This window comes from Mycobacterium sp. URHB0021, from assembly GCF_054057895.1.
This window is the reverse complement of sequence record NZ_JBSRZT010000002.1, coordinates 6,858,149-6,872,624: the sequence shown is the minus strand read 5'-3', so window position 1 is coordinate 6,872,624 and position 14,476 is coordinate 6,858,149. Positions and strand designations below refer to the sequence as shown.

Sequence of the window (14,476 nt, the reverse complement as noted above, 5' to 3'; positions counted from 1 at the left end):
TGCACTTTTCTCGCATGACGGCATGCCTGGGCGCGATCGCGCTCATCGCCACGCTGTGCACCGCTGATAGATCCGCGAGCGAAAGGCCGGTACTCGTGAACGGAGAAGCCCTGCGGATCGGGCTGGCGTTCGGTGGCACCCTCACGTGGTTGCCGCCGGACCAGTTGGCCACGACCCTGGACGATGCGGTGGCGTCGGGCGCGAAATGGATTCGGACGGACCTGTCCTGGGCCGAGATCCAACCGGACTCGCCGACGGCGTACCGATGGCAACGCTTCGATCTGGTGGCGGCCGCGGCGCGCCAACGGGGCTTGACGCTGCTCCCCATCATCACGTACACCCCGGCGTGGGCCAGACCGCAAGGGTGCACCAGCGACAAGTGCGCACCGGCCGACCCCCGGCAGTTCGCGAAGTTCGCAGGCGAGGCGGCCGGCAGATACCGTGACATCGCCACCTGGGAGATATGGAACGAGGAGAACAGCGAATTGTTCTGGGAGCCAGCCCCAGACGCGCTCGCCTACGGCGAGCTCCTCGAGGCCACCACGGTGAGCATCCGCGCATCGAATCCGTCCGCCCAGGTGATCATCGGCGGCCTCGCCAATACCGGCGGGATCCCGCCCCGTGCGTATCTGGCGGACCTTGTCGCCACGGGTGCAACCCGAGAAGTGGACGGACTGGGGGTCCATCCCTACACCTATCCGGACCTGGCCAGCGCGAACGGTCCGTGGGATGGACCCGGCGGCAACAGCGCCACCAACCCGCAGAGCTTGCGTTCCGTGTTCGCAGAAGCCGGCATGCCCGAACTTCCGCTGTGGATAACAGAGTACGGTGCCCCGACCGGCGGGGGCGACGTGACCGACCACGTTTCGGAAGCACGGCAAGCGGAGCTCGTCGAAGACGGTCTGCAGACCGCCGCCGGTGACGACGCTATTGCATCGTTCATCTGGTACAGCTATCAGGACACCGGTTCAGATCCCGAAGATCCAGAAAGCCACTACGGCCTGGTCCGGGCCGACGGCTCGAAAAAGCCGGCCTACGAGGCATTTCGGCGGACGGCAGCTCGCCCTCATCGCTGAACCAGCTCATCCAGGAAGTCGATCATCTTCGCCATTTGGCCTGCGGATTCCCAGCGTTCGAGGGCGTCGACCCTTCCGGCCTTCCCCATCACATCCGACAGATGCGGATCCCTCAGTACGGTCAAGCAGGCGTCCGCGAGGGCCTTCGCATCGCCGGGGGGAACCAGGAATCCATTGACATTGTCTCTTACGCTGAATGGGATGCCACCGACATCGGATCCCACCACCGGCCGTCCGCACGCCATCGCCTCGATGAGCACGAGGCCGAGCGCCTCGGATTGGGTCACCGACGGCAGAGCCACTACCGCAGAACGACGATACGCCGCTGTCAGATCGTCACCATGAAGGTTCCCACGCCAAACGATGTGACCCGCAACATCCAGCGCGTCTGCACGCTCCTCGAGTTCGGGAATCCAGTCTCCCGAGCCCACCACCTCCAGACGCGCGGCCGGCATCTGGGCGACGATCGTCGCCATGGCGTCGATCAACACGTCGACGCCTTTCCACCGTGAACTGCGCTCGACCCGTCCGACATAGAGAATTACCGGGTCGCGGTCGAGGCCTTGATCCGCGGGCGAAAACTGTTGGGTATCAACGCCGCCGGGAATGATTCGGGCGCCCTGGTACCGGTTGGTCATCGAGATGGGTGAGACCGCGACCAGCCCCTTACACCGTCTGAACACCGCGGGAAGAACGTACTTCTCATAGACCTTCAACACGATGTCGACGCCCGAACGCCCCTTGAGCATGCTTCCCGAGTGGTAGGTCATGACGACGGGGCGGGACCTGTTCAAGAGCGCGGCGATATCGGGCAGGAATGGGACCGGCGCATGCGCACTGACGATATCGATGTCCAGCCTCTTCAGAAGGCGGCCGACCTGCCAGAGCCAGGACGGGTTGACAGGCGTGTTCGAAACCGTCCATCGCGTCCCGAGTCTGACGACGAGCACGCCGTCTCGTCGCTCGACCTGCGTGCTCCTCGAATCGTTGGCGCAGATGACCACGGCTTCGTGTCGCTCACTTGCATGCAGGGTCTGAGCCAACCGTTCGGCATACCGCTCGATGCCGCCGACCTCCGGTGGATAGCGGGGCACCACGATGGCCACCCTTGTCTGGCCCCTTCGGCCGGGGCCGGCCGCCGTCCGGCGTGGGTTCATGGTATGCCGTGCCTTGTGGTCGAAGGTGATAGGAACGGTATTACCCCAAGCCCGAGGCGACCAGCTTGAAGCTTGGGAATGACAGACTGCTCGCGATGCCGACCCTCGGGATGGCCAGCGGATCGGAGTCGAGATGTGCGAAACCGTGCGTTGTCGCCAGGGCCCACCGGATGCCACGTCCACGCAACGCTGTTCTGCAGCGTTCGTCGAAGTCGCGCAGTCCTCCGTTGGGATAGGCAAAAACTCTTGGCGCAGAGCCAATTTCACGTTCGATGTCAGCACAGGACTGGGTCACCTCATGCAGCACTTTCTCGTCGGAGCACTGGGAAAGGATCGGATGTGTGGACGAATGTGGGTGAAGTGTCACCGATCCATCGGCAGCCAGCAGTCGCGCCTGATCCCATGACAACAACCGGAACGGACCCGGGTCGCTACTGTGTGGGTTCAAGTGTGCGATAAGGGAGTCGACGGCCGCCAGCCGCTCGTCGTCCGGCAGCACCTTCAAGTGCTCGACCACCTTCGAGCATGCTGCTCCGCGCTCGGCGGCGCTGGCGAGCGCGACATCGCCCAGTTCGAGCGGCGCCAGGTCCAGCACCGGTGCGGAGGTATGCGCGAAGGCGAGCCACAGCGCATCCGCCCACAGTGCCTTCTCCGTTCCCATCAGCCCCGTCGCCAGGAATACCGCAGCAGGCAATTCGAGTTCGCGAAGAACCGGCGCCGCGTGGGTCAAGAGGTTCATGGTTCCGTCGTCGAAGGTGATGGTGGCGGCTCTCTTCGGCAGCGTTCCGGAGTAGAGCCGGTCGAGGGCTTCCTCGAGCGGGAGCACATGGAATTTGTCGCGGATGTATCCAAGCTCGCGCCGGAGGGTGGCGACGTCGAGCACGTAATCACACGGGGGAGAAACGGGTTCGGACTCCACGCCGTGGAACATGAGGATGGAGAGGCGTCGCCGGTTCACCCGCCTTGCGATCGCCGGCGCCCCGAAAGCGCACAACAGCACGGCGGCAAGGCGCTTGGCCACTCCGAGAAGCGATGGGCCCGTCACCGAGCGCTGCTCATTTGTTCGCCTTCCTGATCGCAAGCGATCCCATTTTGGCGCTTTTGCTAGATCTGGCAAGTAATCTCCTTGGCACCGCTAAGTCGCAATAGTTTGCTACGTTTGTTGGAAATTATCAAATCCTCCGAAGGAGGCCGATGACCGAGCTGCAGAGCCTGGGGCAGACGTGGAACTCGCTCGGGCAGATCAATCCGATGTGGGCGATTCTGACCGGATGCGGTCTCGGCAGGCTCACGCAGCCATTGGCGGACTATTTTCAGGAGGCCGTCGGGGTCGACATCGCTGCCGGCATGATCGAAGGCGCCCCCGCTTCGAATCGGCGCGGTGCGCGTTGCGAATTCGTTCACAACGACCACGACGACCTTGCGATCTTCGACGACGGTGCCTTCGACTTCACCTTCAGTCATCTGGTCCTCCAACATATGCCGCCAACTCTCGCCGAGCGTTACATGACAGAGTTCGTCCGGGTCCGCAAGCCGGGCGGAACTGGCTACTTCCAGATGACCGAGTATTCGCGGAACCCGGTGAAGCGGTTCATCATGAAACATGCACCACACGAGGAGCTCTACTGGCTTCTGCGGCACGGTACCCGCGCGCCGTTCCGGACGCCCGTGATCTCGACGATCGTCGCTAGCGTAACCGCGGCAGGGGCCCAAGTAGTGGGTGTCCGAACACGAGCCTACGGGGCCGGAAAGCTCTGGTTGGACCATCGCGTCGTGCTGAGGAAACCGCTATCGGTCACCGCCGAGTGAGGACCGGAAGGCGGCACGACACCTAGGCGGCGGCGCCCGGCTTCAAATAGGTCACCAGGCTCACGTCGATGGACTCGTCGATGAAGTAGTACTGGCAGCCCGTCAGGTACTTCATGTAGCGGTGATAGTTCTCTTCGTCGGTGGCCGCGATCGCCTCGTCCTTGTGCTGCTCGAGCCGGTCCGCCCAGATGCCGAGCGTCTTGATGTAGTGGTTGCGCAGCGACATCGTCTCCGGCACCTTGAAGCCGGCTTTCTCGCCGTGTTCCACCATCATCTGCGTGGTCGGAATGCGGCCGCCCGGGAAGATCTCGGTGATCATGAACTTGATGAACCGTGCCAGCTCGAACGTCAGCTTCTTGCCGCGGGCGTTCAGGTCGTACGGGTGATAACCGACGCTGCTCTGAATGGTCATCCTGCCGTCGTCGGGAAGGATGTCGAAGCAGGTCTTGAAGAAGTCGTCGTAGCGCTCGAAGCCGAAGTGCTCGAACGCCTCGATCGACACGATCCGATCGACCGGCTGGTGGAACTGTTCCCACCCCTCCAGACGCACCTCGAATGTGCGCTTGCTTTCGGACGTTGCCAGCAGCTGGTTGCAGTAGGCCTGCTGGTTCTTCGACAGCGTCAGGCCGATGACATTGACGTCGTATTTCTCCATCGCGCGCTGCAGCGTCAACCCCCAGCCGCAGCCGACCTCGAGCAGCGTCATGCCAGGCTTGAGGTCGAGTCGGTCCAGGTTCAGGTCGACGTCGGCGATCTGCGCCTCCGAGAGGGTGGCGCTGGGCCCGGTGAAGTACGCGCAGCTGTATTTGCGGGTCGGATCCTGAAACACGCCGAAGAAGTCGTCCGACAGGTCGTAGTGCGCCTGAATTTCCTCGAAGTGGGGCCGCAAGTCCTTCGTGCCAGTTGAGTTATCAGACATGTTTCCCCTGCTTGGCCTTTCCTCGTGAGGCTGCAGCCGCAGTCCATCACCAATGGTTGCAGTGACCGTACCGCGCCGCGGTCCGTCGACGTGTCGACACGCGTCTCAAGCGGTACACCATAGCGTTTCCGGGGTGATCCACTCCACTTCGGCCGTGGTGACGACACCATGCACCGCCGGGCGAGCCGAAATGGTTTATTTGACCAACGTGAATTGGTTGACATCGATGTAACCGACGCGGAATCCCTTTGCGCAACCGGTGAGGTAGCGCATGTAGCGGTCATACATTTCCTGCGACTGGATGGCGATCGCCTCGTCCTTGTGCGCCTCCAGCGCTTCGGACCAGCAGTCCAGCGTCCGCGCGTAGTGCATCTGCAGCGACTGGCGGCGGGCCAGCGTGAAGCCCGCCGGGGTGGCGTGCTCCTCGACCTTCTCGATGGACGGCAGCCGACCCCCGGGGAAGATGTCGGTGAGGATGAACTTCACGAACCTGGCCACCTCGAACGTCAGCGGTATGCCGCGGTCGACCATCTGCGGCAGCGTCAGCGCAGTGATGGTGTGCAGCAACATGACGCCGTCGTCCGGCAGCGCCGAATGGGCCATCTTGAAGAAGTCGTCGTAGCGATCGAACCCGAAGTGTTCGAATGCACCGATCGACACGATGCGGTCGACCGGCTCGTCGAACTGCTCCCAGCCCTGCAACCGCACCTGCTTGCTGCGGGGGCTGTCGGACTCGGCGAAGATCCTCTCGACGTGGCCCTTCTGGTTCTCGCTGAGCGTCAGCCCGATGACGTTGACGTCGTAGCGCTCGATCGCCCGCATCATCGTCGAACCCCACCCGCAGCCCACGTCGAGCAGCGTCATGCCCGGTTCGAGGCCGAGCTTGCCCAACGCGAGGTCGATCTTGGCCAGCTGTGCCTCTTCGAGAGTCATGTCGTCCCGCTCGAAGTACGCGCAGCTGTAGGTCTGGCTAGGGTCCAACCACAGGCGGAAGAACTCGTCGGACAGGTCGTAGTGGGCCTGAACGTCTTCGAAATGTGGTTGTAAGCTCTTGCCTCGAGCCATGGTCTCGGTGCCTTTCTGGCTGTTCACTCAACAGTCGACGTCACCTTTGTCGACGTCACCGATGACAACGTGCGATGCCCCCTGAAGCATTCGACCGAATGTTACGCGATTGGGGCTCCGGGAACCCAATTGACACGTGGGTCCTACGGGCTAGGCAGCTTCGGCGAAGGTGGTCTTCAACTCGCCGATGATGTCATCCCAGAGCTCACGCGGGAGCTCGTGTCCCATCCCACTGAACAGCACCAACCTGGCGCCCGCAATCGCTCGGGCAATCGCGCGGCCACCGGACGGGCGCATCAGCTTGTCGGCCCTGCCATGAATGACCACCGTCGGGGCGGTGATCTGCCGGTCGTAGTGCAGCAGGCTGCCGCTGCCCATGATCGCGGCAAAATGGCGGCCGACCCCGGCGGGGTAGTAGGAGCGGTCGTAACCCTCGATCGCCTCGGCGCGGATCCGATCGGCAGGAGCCGGATAGCCGGGGCTTCCTATGATCCTGGTGACCCGGATGGCGTTGTCGATGATGGCCTCGCGGGTGGCGCTCTTCGGCCGCTGCAGGATGGCCAGCAGTTGCTTGGGCCCAGGCGGCGGCAGCAACGGCTGGTTGTTGCTGGAGAAGATCACCCCCAGCGTCTTCGTGCGGGTGTGGTGACGAGCGGCGAAAACCTGCGCGACCATGCCTCCCATCGAGGCGCCGACGATGTGCGCCCGGTCGACGCCGAGGTGATCGAGCAGTGCGGCCGCGTCGTCGGCGACGTCTTCCAGCGTGTACGCCGCCGGACTGGGCAGACCGAGGAAGGAGCGGATCATCCGCGGTGCCATCGCGGCCCCGGTGTGCCGGCCCGTCACCTTGCTCGAGAGGCCGACATCGCGGTTGTCGTACCGGATGACGCGCAGACCCTGGTTGACGAGCTTCTCGCAGAAGTCCTTGCGCCAGAACAACAGTTGCGCGCCGAGCCCCATGATGAGCAGGACGGCAGGATGGTTCGGATCGCCCATGTCCTCGTAGTAGATGTCGAGCTCACCCGATTTCGCGGTGCCGGTGCGGACATCCACTACGCTTCGACCTCTTCTGTGTGTTCCCGGGAGACCTCGACCATGAAGTTGGCGAAGTAGCCCGTCAGCTGCGGATCGGACATCATCTGCCACTTCGGGGCCAGCAGCTTCATATAGCGCTCGACGTAGAGGAACTGCTTGCCGATCAGCACGAGCTCGCGGGGCAGCTTCACGTCGTAGGCATCGGCCAGCGTGGACAGCTGCTTGCCGATCTCGGCGTAGCTCATCTCGCCCAACGACGACATGGTCAACGGCGTCGCGAACCTTTCCAGGTCCTTGGCGGCCTCCGCCTCGGGCTTCATGGTGCCGACGGCACCCATCAAGACGACGATCTTGCCCGCCGCGGCGTGGTCCTTCGTCACCAGCAGGGCATAGACCAACTCGCGCAGCAGCCACCGGGTGCGTGGGTCGATACGGCCCATGATGCCGAAATCGAAGAACACGATCTTGCCGTCGGGGTCGACGTACAGGTTGCCGGCGTGCAGGTCCCCGTGGAAGAGGCCGTGGCGCAGGCCGCCCTCGAACACGCTGAATAACAATGCCTTGACGAGTTCGGTGCCGTCGAAGCCGGCCTTGCGGATCGCCGCGGCGTCGTCGATGCGGACGCCCTGGACGCGCTCCATCGTCAGCACCCGCTCGCTCGTCAGGTCCCAATAAACCTGAGGAACCCGGATGTTGCGGCCCAGCGGTGACGCGTGCATGTGTGACACCCACGCGTCCATCGACTGCGCCTCGAGCCGGAAGTCGAGCTCTTCGGCGAGGTTGTCGGCGAAGTCGGCGACGACATCCTGCGCGGACAGCCGCTGACCCAGCTTGGCGAACTCCACGAGGCGTGCGCCGCGCTTGAGGATCTGCAGGTCGGCCGCGACGCGGCGACGGATGCCGGGTCGCTGGATCTTGACGACGACCTCTTCACCGGTGTGCAGCGTCGCGTAGTGCACCTGCGCGATCGACGCCGACGCGAACGGCTTCTCGTCGAAGGTCGCGAACAGGTTCGAGGGTGCGTCGCCGAGGTCCTCCTTGAACAGCTTGTGCACTCCGTCCGTGTCGGCGGGCGGGACCGCGTCGAGCAGGCTGCGGAACTCCCGGGACAGCGACTCGCCGAAGGCGCCCGGGCTGGACGCGATGATCTGGCCGAATTTGACGTAGGTGGGCCCGAGATCGGCGAACGTCTTGGGGATCTGCCTGATCACCTTCTGCTGCAGCGAACCCTTGCCGGTGAGCTTGGTGACGATCCGGGCACCGGTGCGGGTCATCTGCCAACCCGTCGCGCCGATGCGGGCTGCCTCGACCGGCAGCGGTACCCGGTCCAGCCTGGCTACCTCACGGTGCGGTGTTTTCGGCGTAGGACTCATAGATTGCAGTGTCTCAAAATCGGCGGGCGGGCGAAAAAGCCTGTGGAGCGGGTCACAGTCCGGCTGACCGCGCCGAGACACAATTCCGGGCTGCCGCGGCGGTGGTTTGACGACCGAGGACGTTGTTTCGGCGTGTTCGAGGGCCTCGCGGTGAGCGGATGTTTCGTCTGCGCGGGGCAAAGCAGCGAGGTTTGGCCGCGAACTCATTTGGCTACCTAATAGATAGGGAGTCAATGTTGTCCCCTTCATCGTTCCGTTGGTCCCTATGAGCGCGTCCCGGGACCCATTTGATACCGGACGGAGTTGTGAATCATGAATTCGACGAAGTTCAAGGTTGTTTCGGCGGGCATCGGCGCGAGCGCCGCAGTCGCGATGACCGCACTCGGGGTGGCGTCCAGCACGGTCAGCTCCGCGGAACCGGGGGAGCCGTCGGCCCCGTCGACGGCGCCGGTTACCACGGGAGAGACCATCACCACGACCACGCCGCCTACCGAACCGCCCACGAGCGTGGCGGTTCCGTCGGTGACCGGCCCCGCGCCCCTCCCCAGTGAGGATCAGGGTGTGCCCGGCTGAGCCAGACGAAGCATGCCCTGCGGGTAGTCGCTGCGAGCCCTGAGCTCTTGAACCCGGTCAACGGGCAGAAGGAAGTTCGGGCCGTTGATGATCGAGATGTTGCGCACCTCGAACGCCAGCTCCTCGTCGGTGGACACGTGCTTGGCGGGCGCGCCGAACGCCAGCCTGATCACCCGCAGTCGTGGCACCGGGGAGGAGGGCCTGCCCGCACTGGTCATGATGAGTCCCAGCGACAGGATCTGGTCGGGGTGACTGCCGGCGAGCACCTGGGCGATCATCCCGCCCATCGATGCGCCGACGACGTGGGCACGCCCGATCTCGAGGTGATCGAGCAGTCCACGCACATCCTCGGCGAGGTCGACGAGGATGTGGGGCACGGACTGGCCCGGCCGACCAGATACCTCAACACTCGCGGGTACACCGACCCCGTGGCGCGGAGTCCGTTGCATCTTGCTCGACAACCCCGTGTCGCGATGATCGAAGCGGATCACGCGGTAACCACGCTCGATCAACTGGGCACAGAATCCGTCCGGCCACATCGTAGCTGGGCGCCCACGCCCATGATCAGCAGCACCGGAGGACCGGCGGGACTGCCGAGATCCTCGTAGAAGATTTCGACTCCATCGCCGCAGTCGGCTGTCCCGCTCCGGGTCTGCAGAGCTCGAAAGTACGGTTGTCGACGCTGATTGCGCGAATACCGTCGGAAACTTCATACCTGGACGGCTACACGAACGCGCTGATGCGCTCGTCGACTCCGAGTAGCGATTTGCCGAAGATCTCGTAGCCGACGACCGGATAGAAGCTGGCATGTCGGGCGGCGGTGTTGGCATCCCGCCAGAACTGTTGCAGCGGGTTCGATTCGGCGAAGGTGCCGGCGCCGTGGACGTCGACCAGGGTTTCGATCGCTTTGATCACCGTCCGCGCGGCGTAACCGCACTGCGCGCGGGCCTTCGCGCGCTCGTCGTAGCGGAGCGGCCGATCGGCGGTCACCGAACGGTCCAGCTGATCGGCAACGCTGTATGCGTGCAACCGGGCCGTCTCCAGCTGCAGCGCGGCCTCGGCGATCTGCACCTGCACCCCGACCGAGTCGCTCTGACTGGCGAAGAACGTGTGGTGCATGGCCTTCGTCGGCGCCTTGTCGATGGTGAAGTCCAGTGCCGCACGACCTATTCCGAGGATCGGCCCCAGCAGGTCGAGTGATGCGAGAATGGCGAACGGCAGTCGGTCCCTCGGTCCGGCGACGCTGCTGTCCAACTCTCCCGCCGACAGCACTCGGTAATCGGGAACGAAGATGTCCTCGCCGGCCCAGGTGTTGCTGGCGGTGCCGCGCATACCCGTGGTTCGCCAGGTGTCTTCGAGGCGCAGATCGGTCGCGGGGACCATGCAGTAGTACATGCCGGTGGTGGCTCCGGAATCATCGGCGGTGCTCACCGGGCATGCCGCCCACCTGGCGAACGCGGATCCGGACGCGTAGGGCCAGCGGCCGCTGAACCGAAGCCCCCCGGCGACGCGGCGACCGCGCGCCGGCGCGCTGCCCGCCGCGACGCGCGCGTTGCTGTCCTCGGCGAAGATCTCCGACTGCGCCTGCTCGGACAACCGGCCGACCATCCACGACGCGGTCGCCCCCAAACCCACCAGCCAGGCGGCGGAGCCGTCCGCCTCGCCCAGCTTTTCGGTGATCTCGACGACCGTGCGTACGTCGGCTTCGTAGCCGCCGAACTTCCGCGGAGTATGGAGCCGGAAGAAACCAGCCTCGGTCAGGCTGTCGACAACCTCGTCCGCCGTCCTGCGCGCGGCGTCGCCGGCGACGGCGTGTTTGCGCAGGAGCGGCTGTAGGCCAACGGCTTTCGACACGAGTTCATCGTGGATCGGATCCGCGATCGGAACGGTGGCGCACTTCATGTCCTCTACAACCCGGTCCGGACATGCGTTGGCGCAATCCGGTGAGCTACCTCACACAGCGGCCGGTCTCCATGGCTTGATCCAGTCGGTCTCCGGCCAACCCTCCAGACCGGCGATCAGGTCGTACATGGTCGCCCCGTCGATGGATTCTCTGATGATGTCGGCGTGTCCGGCGTGCCGGGCCAATTCGTTGATCAGGTGGTGAGCGACCCAGCGGATCGACCAGTTGGCGACGTCGGAGGGAAACCACGGTGCGTCGTGAGGCACCGGTACCGGGGTGTCGAGGTCGGACTCGGCGAAGATCCGCAGGGTATCGGCGTTCTGCGCCTTCAGTGCCGCGAGGAGGTCGCCGAGCGCCTCGTCCTCCCGCATCACGTACTCGTCCTGGTATTGCGCCGCGCGCTCCTCGAATGGCCGGTTGTCGGGGGCCGGAACGTCCGGCGCCGACGACACGCGCTGCATCCACGAGCGTTGGACACCCGTCGCGTGTTTGATCAAGCCGCCGATCGACAGTTTGCTCACCGAAGGGGTGGAGCGTGCCTGTTCGTCGGTGAGCCCATAGGCGACGGCGAAGAACGCTTTCTGGTGGTAGTCGAGAAATTGGTGGAGTGCATCGCGCTCGTCGTCGACGGGTGGGGCAATGCCGGGCATCGTTCAGTTCTCCTTCGTCGTGGTGGTGTGCGCGTACAGATCTCGAATGCAGGCGATCTCCGCGCCGTGGTGGATGACTTCCCGATTGATGTGCAGGACCAGGGCGCTGAATGGATAGTCGGCATACGGACCTTCGGCGGGTCCACACGGCCGGGTCAGGTCATCGTCGGAGAGGCTGCGGATGCCGTCGATCCATCTCCGGTACTCCTCGTCGAGCTGGCGCACCGCCGTCGCCGCGTCGGTGGCGTACTGCCATGTCTCATAGCTCGCCTCGGGGCCGCCGAAGTGGGAATGGCTGCGCATGGCCAGCACGCCGACGATCACGTGAGCGAGTCGCCACGCGATCGTCGTGAATGGGGCCGGCTCCGGCGCCGGGTAAGCGAAGTCGATCGAGCCGTCCCGGCCGACCGTCCAGCAGCCAGGGACCGGCTGCCAGAAGTACTCGTCGTCGGTCAGACCCGCCAATCGCGGACGCAATTGATGGGTCCAGTGGAAATCAAGCTGGTCGGCGAGCTGGGTGGTCAGGGTGTTTTCACTGGTTTTCTCAGGGGACCGTGCACTCATGTGACTACCCTGACATTGATATAGGACAGTTTCCGTCCTATGAATGCGGCAGAGTTGTCTCGTGTCGGAAACGACGAGCCGGGTGCTGCGGCTCCTCGGTCTGTTGCAGTCGCGCCGGGTGTGGACGGGTGAGGAGCTCGGCGAGCGGCTCGGCGTGACCACCCGTAGCGTGCGCCGCGATGTGGAGCGGCTACGTGACCTCGGCTACCCGGTGCATGCGAGCAAGGGACACGGCGGTGGCTACCAGCTGGGGGCGGGCGCCGCGTTGCCCCCGCTGCTGCTCGACCCCGATGAAGCCGTCGCCATGGCCGTCTGCCTCCGGCTGGCGGCTGGGGGCAGTGTGGCGGGTGTCGGCGAGTCGGCGCTGCGCGCGTTGAGCAAGCTCGATCAGGTGATGCCGGCGCGGCTGCGGTCACAGGTGTCGGCGGTCCACGACACCACGGTGACGCTCACGACCGACCACTCGGATTCACCCGTCGAACCCGATGTGCTCATGACCCTGGCCCGCGCCTGTCGCGATTGCGAACATGTCGCCGCCGGCTACATCGACCGCGCGGGCACCAGCACCGAGCGCAGGCTGGAGCCGTACCAACTGGTGACCACGGGACGGCGCTGGTATCTGCTGGCCTACGACCGGGATCGCCTGGACTGGCGCAGCCTGCGACTGGACCGATTCGGCGACGTCCGGGCACTCGGCAGCACTTTCACACCGCGCGAAGCGCCGGACGCGGCGACGTATGTACGCCGTTCGATCAGCTCGTCGCCCTACCGCTACGTCGCCCGGGTGCGCTACTTTGCCCCGCGAAATGTGGTGGCGCAATATTTCTCGCCCACCTCGGTGACCATCGAGGCCGATGGACCGGATGCCTGCGTGTTGACCGCGGGCGCGGACGATCCGGAGAAGATCGTCTTCTACCCGGCACTGCCCGGCCGTGATTTCGAAGTGCTCGACCCGCCGGAGGTGGCCGAGGCGGTGAGATCGCTGGCCGAGCGGCTGACTCGCGCCACGCTCAGGCCGTGATGCCCAACCGGTCGATGAGAAAGACCAACGCGGCGGCGAAGTCGTTATCGGCGGTGTCAGCGCGCACCCGATCCCAGTCCACCTGTTCGCGGACGGCCCGCACCGCCGGCAACAGTTCGGTGAAGTCGCAGTGATGCTCGTTGAGCGAATTCAGTTTCTCCGTGATCACCTGCGTCGGAGGCAGCACCGGCATGCGAATGGCGAGGACGTCGACGTCGTCCGACGAAGCGAGCGTCGCGGCGTCGACGGGCGTGTTGTTGAGCCGGTGCAGGACATCGATCACGAAGTCCTCGCCGACACACGCCTTGAACAGCCAGTCTTCCGGGGTGCGCTCGATCCGGAAGCCGACCTTCTCCAGCGTGAGCGCAGCGGCTTCGGTATCCGCTTCCGCGACGACGAAATCGACGTCGTGCACGGGTTCGGGGCCGCCATAGACCCACAGCGCATAGCTTCCCGCCAGCGCGAACTCCGGACCATGGGCCTTGAAGGCCGAGGCCGCGCGCTTCAGCGCCTCACGCAGATCGTCATTTCTTCTCGGCATCGTGGGTACCTAGTACCCATGCGGATGGCCACCTTCAACATCTTGCACGGGCGCAGTGTTCGCGACGGCACCGTCGGACCGGAACGACTGGCCGAATCGGTCCGTCAGCTCGACCCCGACGTGCTGGCGCTGCAGGAGGTCGATCTGGACCAGCCGCGCTCGGGCATGTCCGACCTGACCGCCGTCGCCGCCGAGGCGATGGGGGCGATCAGCCACCGGTTCGTGGCGGCGATCGCCGGTACGCCGGGCGCGACGTGGATGGCCGCGACGGGCCGCGAGCAGCCCGGTACCGCCGCCTACGGCATCGCGCTGTTGTCGCGGTTCCTCGCCGAAACGTGGCAGGTGGTGCGCCTGCCTCGGATACCGGTGCGATTTCCCATGTATCTGCCCGCACCCGGCCGTATTCAAGTGGTGAACGAAGAGCCCAGGGCGGCGATGGTCGGGCGGTTCGACACCCCGCTGGGCCCGTTGACCGTCGCCAACACCCATCTGTCGTTCGTGCCGGGATGGAACCGGATTCAACTGCGGCGGCTGATCCGCGATCTGCGCGGTTTCCCGGGGCCTCACGTGCTGATGGGTGATCTCAACATGACACCGACGGGCCCCAGTCGCTGGACCGGGATGCGTTCGCTGGGTGAGGCGCCCACATTTCCGGTCGACGACCCCGACCAACAGCTCGACCACGTCCTCACCGACGACCAGACTCTGCGGGTCGAGGCCTGTTCGGCGCCGCGCCTGCCCATCTCGGACCATCGTGCGCTTGTCATCGACATTTCCCGTCCTTGACGCC

Annotated in this window: 16 protein-coding genes; 4 read left to right on the top strand and 12 right to left on the bottom strand. The window is 64.8% G+C overall.

The window, feature by feature from the left end; translation table 11 throughout:
* The first annotated feature begins 14 nt into the window (after positions 1-14).
* Positions 15-1,076: a cellulase family glycosylhydrolase gene (locus ACVWWN_RS35890; RefSeq protein ID WP_457148098.1), complete on the top strand. Its 1,062-nt coding sequence runs from the start codon at positions 15-17 to the stop codon at positions 1,074-1,076.
* Here the strand turns inward: ACVWWN_RS35890 and ACVWWN_RS35885 are convergent.
* Together ACVWWN_RS35885 and ACVWWN_RS35880 are read right to left on the bottom strand one after the other, a co-directional pair.
* Positions 1,067-2,182 (bottom strand): glycosyltransferase family 4 protein, encoded by a 1,116-nt coding sequence (locus ACVWWN_RS35885; protein ID WP_457148097.1) that lies wholly within the window; start codon positions 2,180-2,182, stop codon positions 1,067-1,069. The two genes, ACVWWN_RS35890 and ACVWWN_RS35885, sit on opposite strands and share 10 nt — an antisense overlap.
* Positions 2,183-2,273: 91 nt before the next feature.
* A complete protein-coding gene (locus tag ACVWWN_RS35880) occupies positions 2,274-3,278 on the bottom strand; it encodes a polysaccharide deacetylase family protein (RefSeq protein ID WP_457148096.1) in 1,005 nt (334 codons plus the stop codon).
* A gap of 149 nt (positions 3,279-3,427) precedes the next feature.
* On the opposite strand from ACVWWN_RS35880, the gene ACVWWN_RS35875 reads away from it, so the two are divergent.
* On the top strand, positions 3,428-4,042 hold the full coding sequence (locus ACVWWN_RS35875) for a class I SAM-dependent methyltransferase (RefSeq protein WP_457148095.1): 615 nt from the start codon (positions 3,428-3,430) through the stop codon (positions 4,040-4,042).
* Between the two features lie 22 nt (positions 4,043-4,064).
* On the opposite strand, the gene ACVWWN_RS35870 is transcribed toward ACVWWN_RS35875, so the two are convergent.
* The 9 genes from ACVWWN_RS35870 to ACVWWN_RS35830 form a co-directional block, all read right to left on the bottom strand.
* Positions 4,065-4,961: a cyclopropane mycolic acid synthase family methyltransferase gene (locus ACVWWN_RS35870; RefSeq protein WP_457148094.1), complete on the bottom strand. Its 897-nt coding sequence runs from the start codon at positions 4,959-4,961 to the stop codon at positions 4,065-4,067.
* Positions 4,962-5,156: 195 nt separating this feature from the next.
* The gene (locus ACVWWN_RS35865; RefSeq protein WP_457149406.1) at positions 5,157-6,026 is read right to left on the bottom strand and encodes a cyclopropane mycolic acid synthase family methyltransferase; all 870 of its coding nucleotides are present in this window, start codon (positions 6,024-6,026) and stop codon (positions 5,157-5,159) included.
* Between the two features lie 150 nt (positions 6,027-6,176).
* Positions 6,177-7,079, bottom strand: a complete 903-nt coding sequence (locus tag ACVWWN_RS35860; RefSeq protein ID WP_457148093.1) for an alpha/beta fold hydrolase — start codon at positions 7,077-7,079, stop codon at positions 6,177-6,179.
* A complete protein-coding gene (locus tag ACVWWN_RS35855; RefSeq protein WP_457148092.1) occupies positions 7,079-8,434 on the bottom strand; it encodes an ABC1 kinase family protein in 1,356 nt (451 codons plus the stop codon). The genes ACVWWN_RS35860 and ACVWWN_RS35855 overlap by 1 nt, the downstream gene beginning before the upstream one ends.
* Before the next feature lie 263 nt (positions 8,435-8,697).
* Positions 8,698-8,937: a hypothetical protein gene (locus ACVWWN_RS35850; protein WP_457148091.1), complete on the bottom strand. Its 240-nt coding sequence runs from the start codon at positions 8,935-8,937 to the stop codon at positions 8,698-8,700.
* A gap of 51 nt (positions 8,938-8,988) precedes the next feature.
* Positions 8,989-9,546 carry an alpha/beta fold hydrolase gene (locus ACVWWN_RS35845; RefSeq protein ID WP_457148090.1) on the bottom strand — a complete coding sequence of 186 codons (558 nt, stop codon included), beginning with the start codon at positions 9,544-9,546 and terminating at the stop codon, positions 8,989-8,991.
* Positions 9,547-9,730: 184 nt separating this feature from the next.
* Positions 9,731-10,861 carry an acyl-CoA dehydrogenase family protein gene (locus ACVWWN_RS35840; protein WP_457148089.1) on the bottom strand — a complete coding sequence of 377 codons (1,131 nt, stop codon included), beginning with the start codon at positions 10,859-10,861 and terminating at the stop codon, positions 9,731-9,733.
* A gap of 99 nt (positions 10,862-10,960) precedes the next feature.
* Positions 10,961-11,560: a DinB family protein gene (locus ACVWWN_RS35835; protein ID WP_457148088.1), complete on the bottom strand. Its 600-nt coding sequence runs from the start codon at positions 11,558-11,560 to the stop codon at positions 10,961-10,963.
* Positions 11,561-11,563: 3 nt separating this feature from the next.
* Entirely contained in the window at positions 11,564-12,124 is a 561-nt protein-coding gene (locus ACVWWN_RS35830; protein WP_457148087.1) for a DinB family protein, read from the bottom strand.
* A 61-nt stretch (positions 12,125-12,185) separates the two neighbouring features.
* Here ACVWWN_RS35830 and ACVWWN_RS35825 point away from each other — a divergent pair, with 61 nt between their 5' ends.
* Positions 12,186-13,145: a helix-turn-helix transcriptional regulator gene (locus tag ACVWWN_RS35825; RefSeq protein WP_457148086.1), complete on the top strand. Its 960-nt coding sequence runs from the start codon at positions 12,186-12,188 to the stop codon at positions 13,143-13,145.
* Here the strand turns inward: ACVWWN_RS35825 and ACVWWN_RS35820 are convergent.
* Positions 13,135-13,686 carry a hypothetical protein gene (locus ACVWWN_RS35820; protein WP_457148085.1) on the bottom strand — a complete coding sequence of 184 codons (552 nt, stop codon included), beginning with the start codon at positions 13,684-13,686 and terminating at the stop codon, positions 13,135-13,137. The two genes, ACVWWN_RS35825 and ACVWWN_RS35820, sit on opposite strands and share 11 nt — an antisense overlap.
* 18 nt (positions 13,687-13,704) lie before the next feature.
* Here ACVWWN_RS35820 and ACVWWN_RS35815 point away from each other — a divergent pair, with 18 nt between their 5' ends.
* Positions 13,705-14,472 (top strand): endonuclease/exonuclease/phosphatase family protein, encoded by a 768-nt coding sequence (locus ACVWWN_RS35815; protein WP_457148084.1) that lies wholly within the window; start codon positions 13,705-13,707, stop codon positions 14,470-14,472.
* Positions 14,473-14,476 lie beyond the last annotated feature (4 nt).

Coding starts and splice junctions, on each gene's coding strand:
- ACVWWN_RS35820 (WP_457148085.1), bottom strand. CDS start 13,686: ATGCCGAGAAGAAATGACGATCTGCGTGAGGCGCTGAAGCGCGCGGCC.
- ACVWWN_RS35890 (WP_457148098.1), top strand. CDS start 15: ATGACGGCATGCCTGGGCGCGATCGCGCTCATCGCCACGCTGTGCACC.
- ACVWWN_RS35875 (WP_457148095.1), top strand. CDS start 3,428: ATGACCGAGCTGCAGAGCCTGGGGCAGACGTGGAACTCGCTCGGGCAG.
- ACVWWN_RS35855 (WP_457148092.1), bottom strand. CDS start 8,434: ATGAGTCCTACGCCGAAAACACCGCACCGTGAGGTAGCCAGGCTGGAC.
- ACVWWN_RS35835 (WP_457148088.1), bottom strand. CDS start 11,560: ATGCCCGGCATTGCCCCACCCGTCGACGACGAGCGCGATGCACTCCAC.
- ACVWWN_RS35830 (WP_457148087.1), bottom strand. CDS start 12,124: ATGAGTGCACGGTCCCCTGAGAAAACCAGTGAAAACACCCTGACCACC.
- ACVWWN_RS35845 (WP_457148090.1), bottom strand. CDS start 9,546: ATGTGGCCGGACGGATTCTGTGCCCAGTTGATCGAGCGTGGTTACCGC.
- ACVWWN_RS35870 (WP_457148094.1), bottom strand. CDS start 4,961: ATGTCTGATAACTCAACTGGCACGAAGGACTTGCGGCCCCACTTCGAG.
- ACVWWN_RS35815 (WP_457148084.1), top strand. CDS start 13,705: ATGCGGATGGCCACCTTCAACATCTTGCACGGGCGCAGTGTTCGCGAC.
- ACVWWN_RS35865 (WP_457149406.1), bottom strand. CDS start 6,026: ATGGCTCGAGGCAAGAGCTTACAACCACATTTCGAAGACGTTCAGGCC.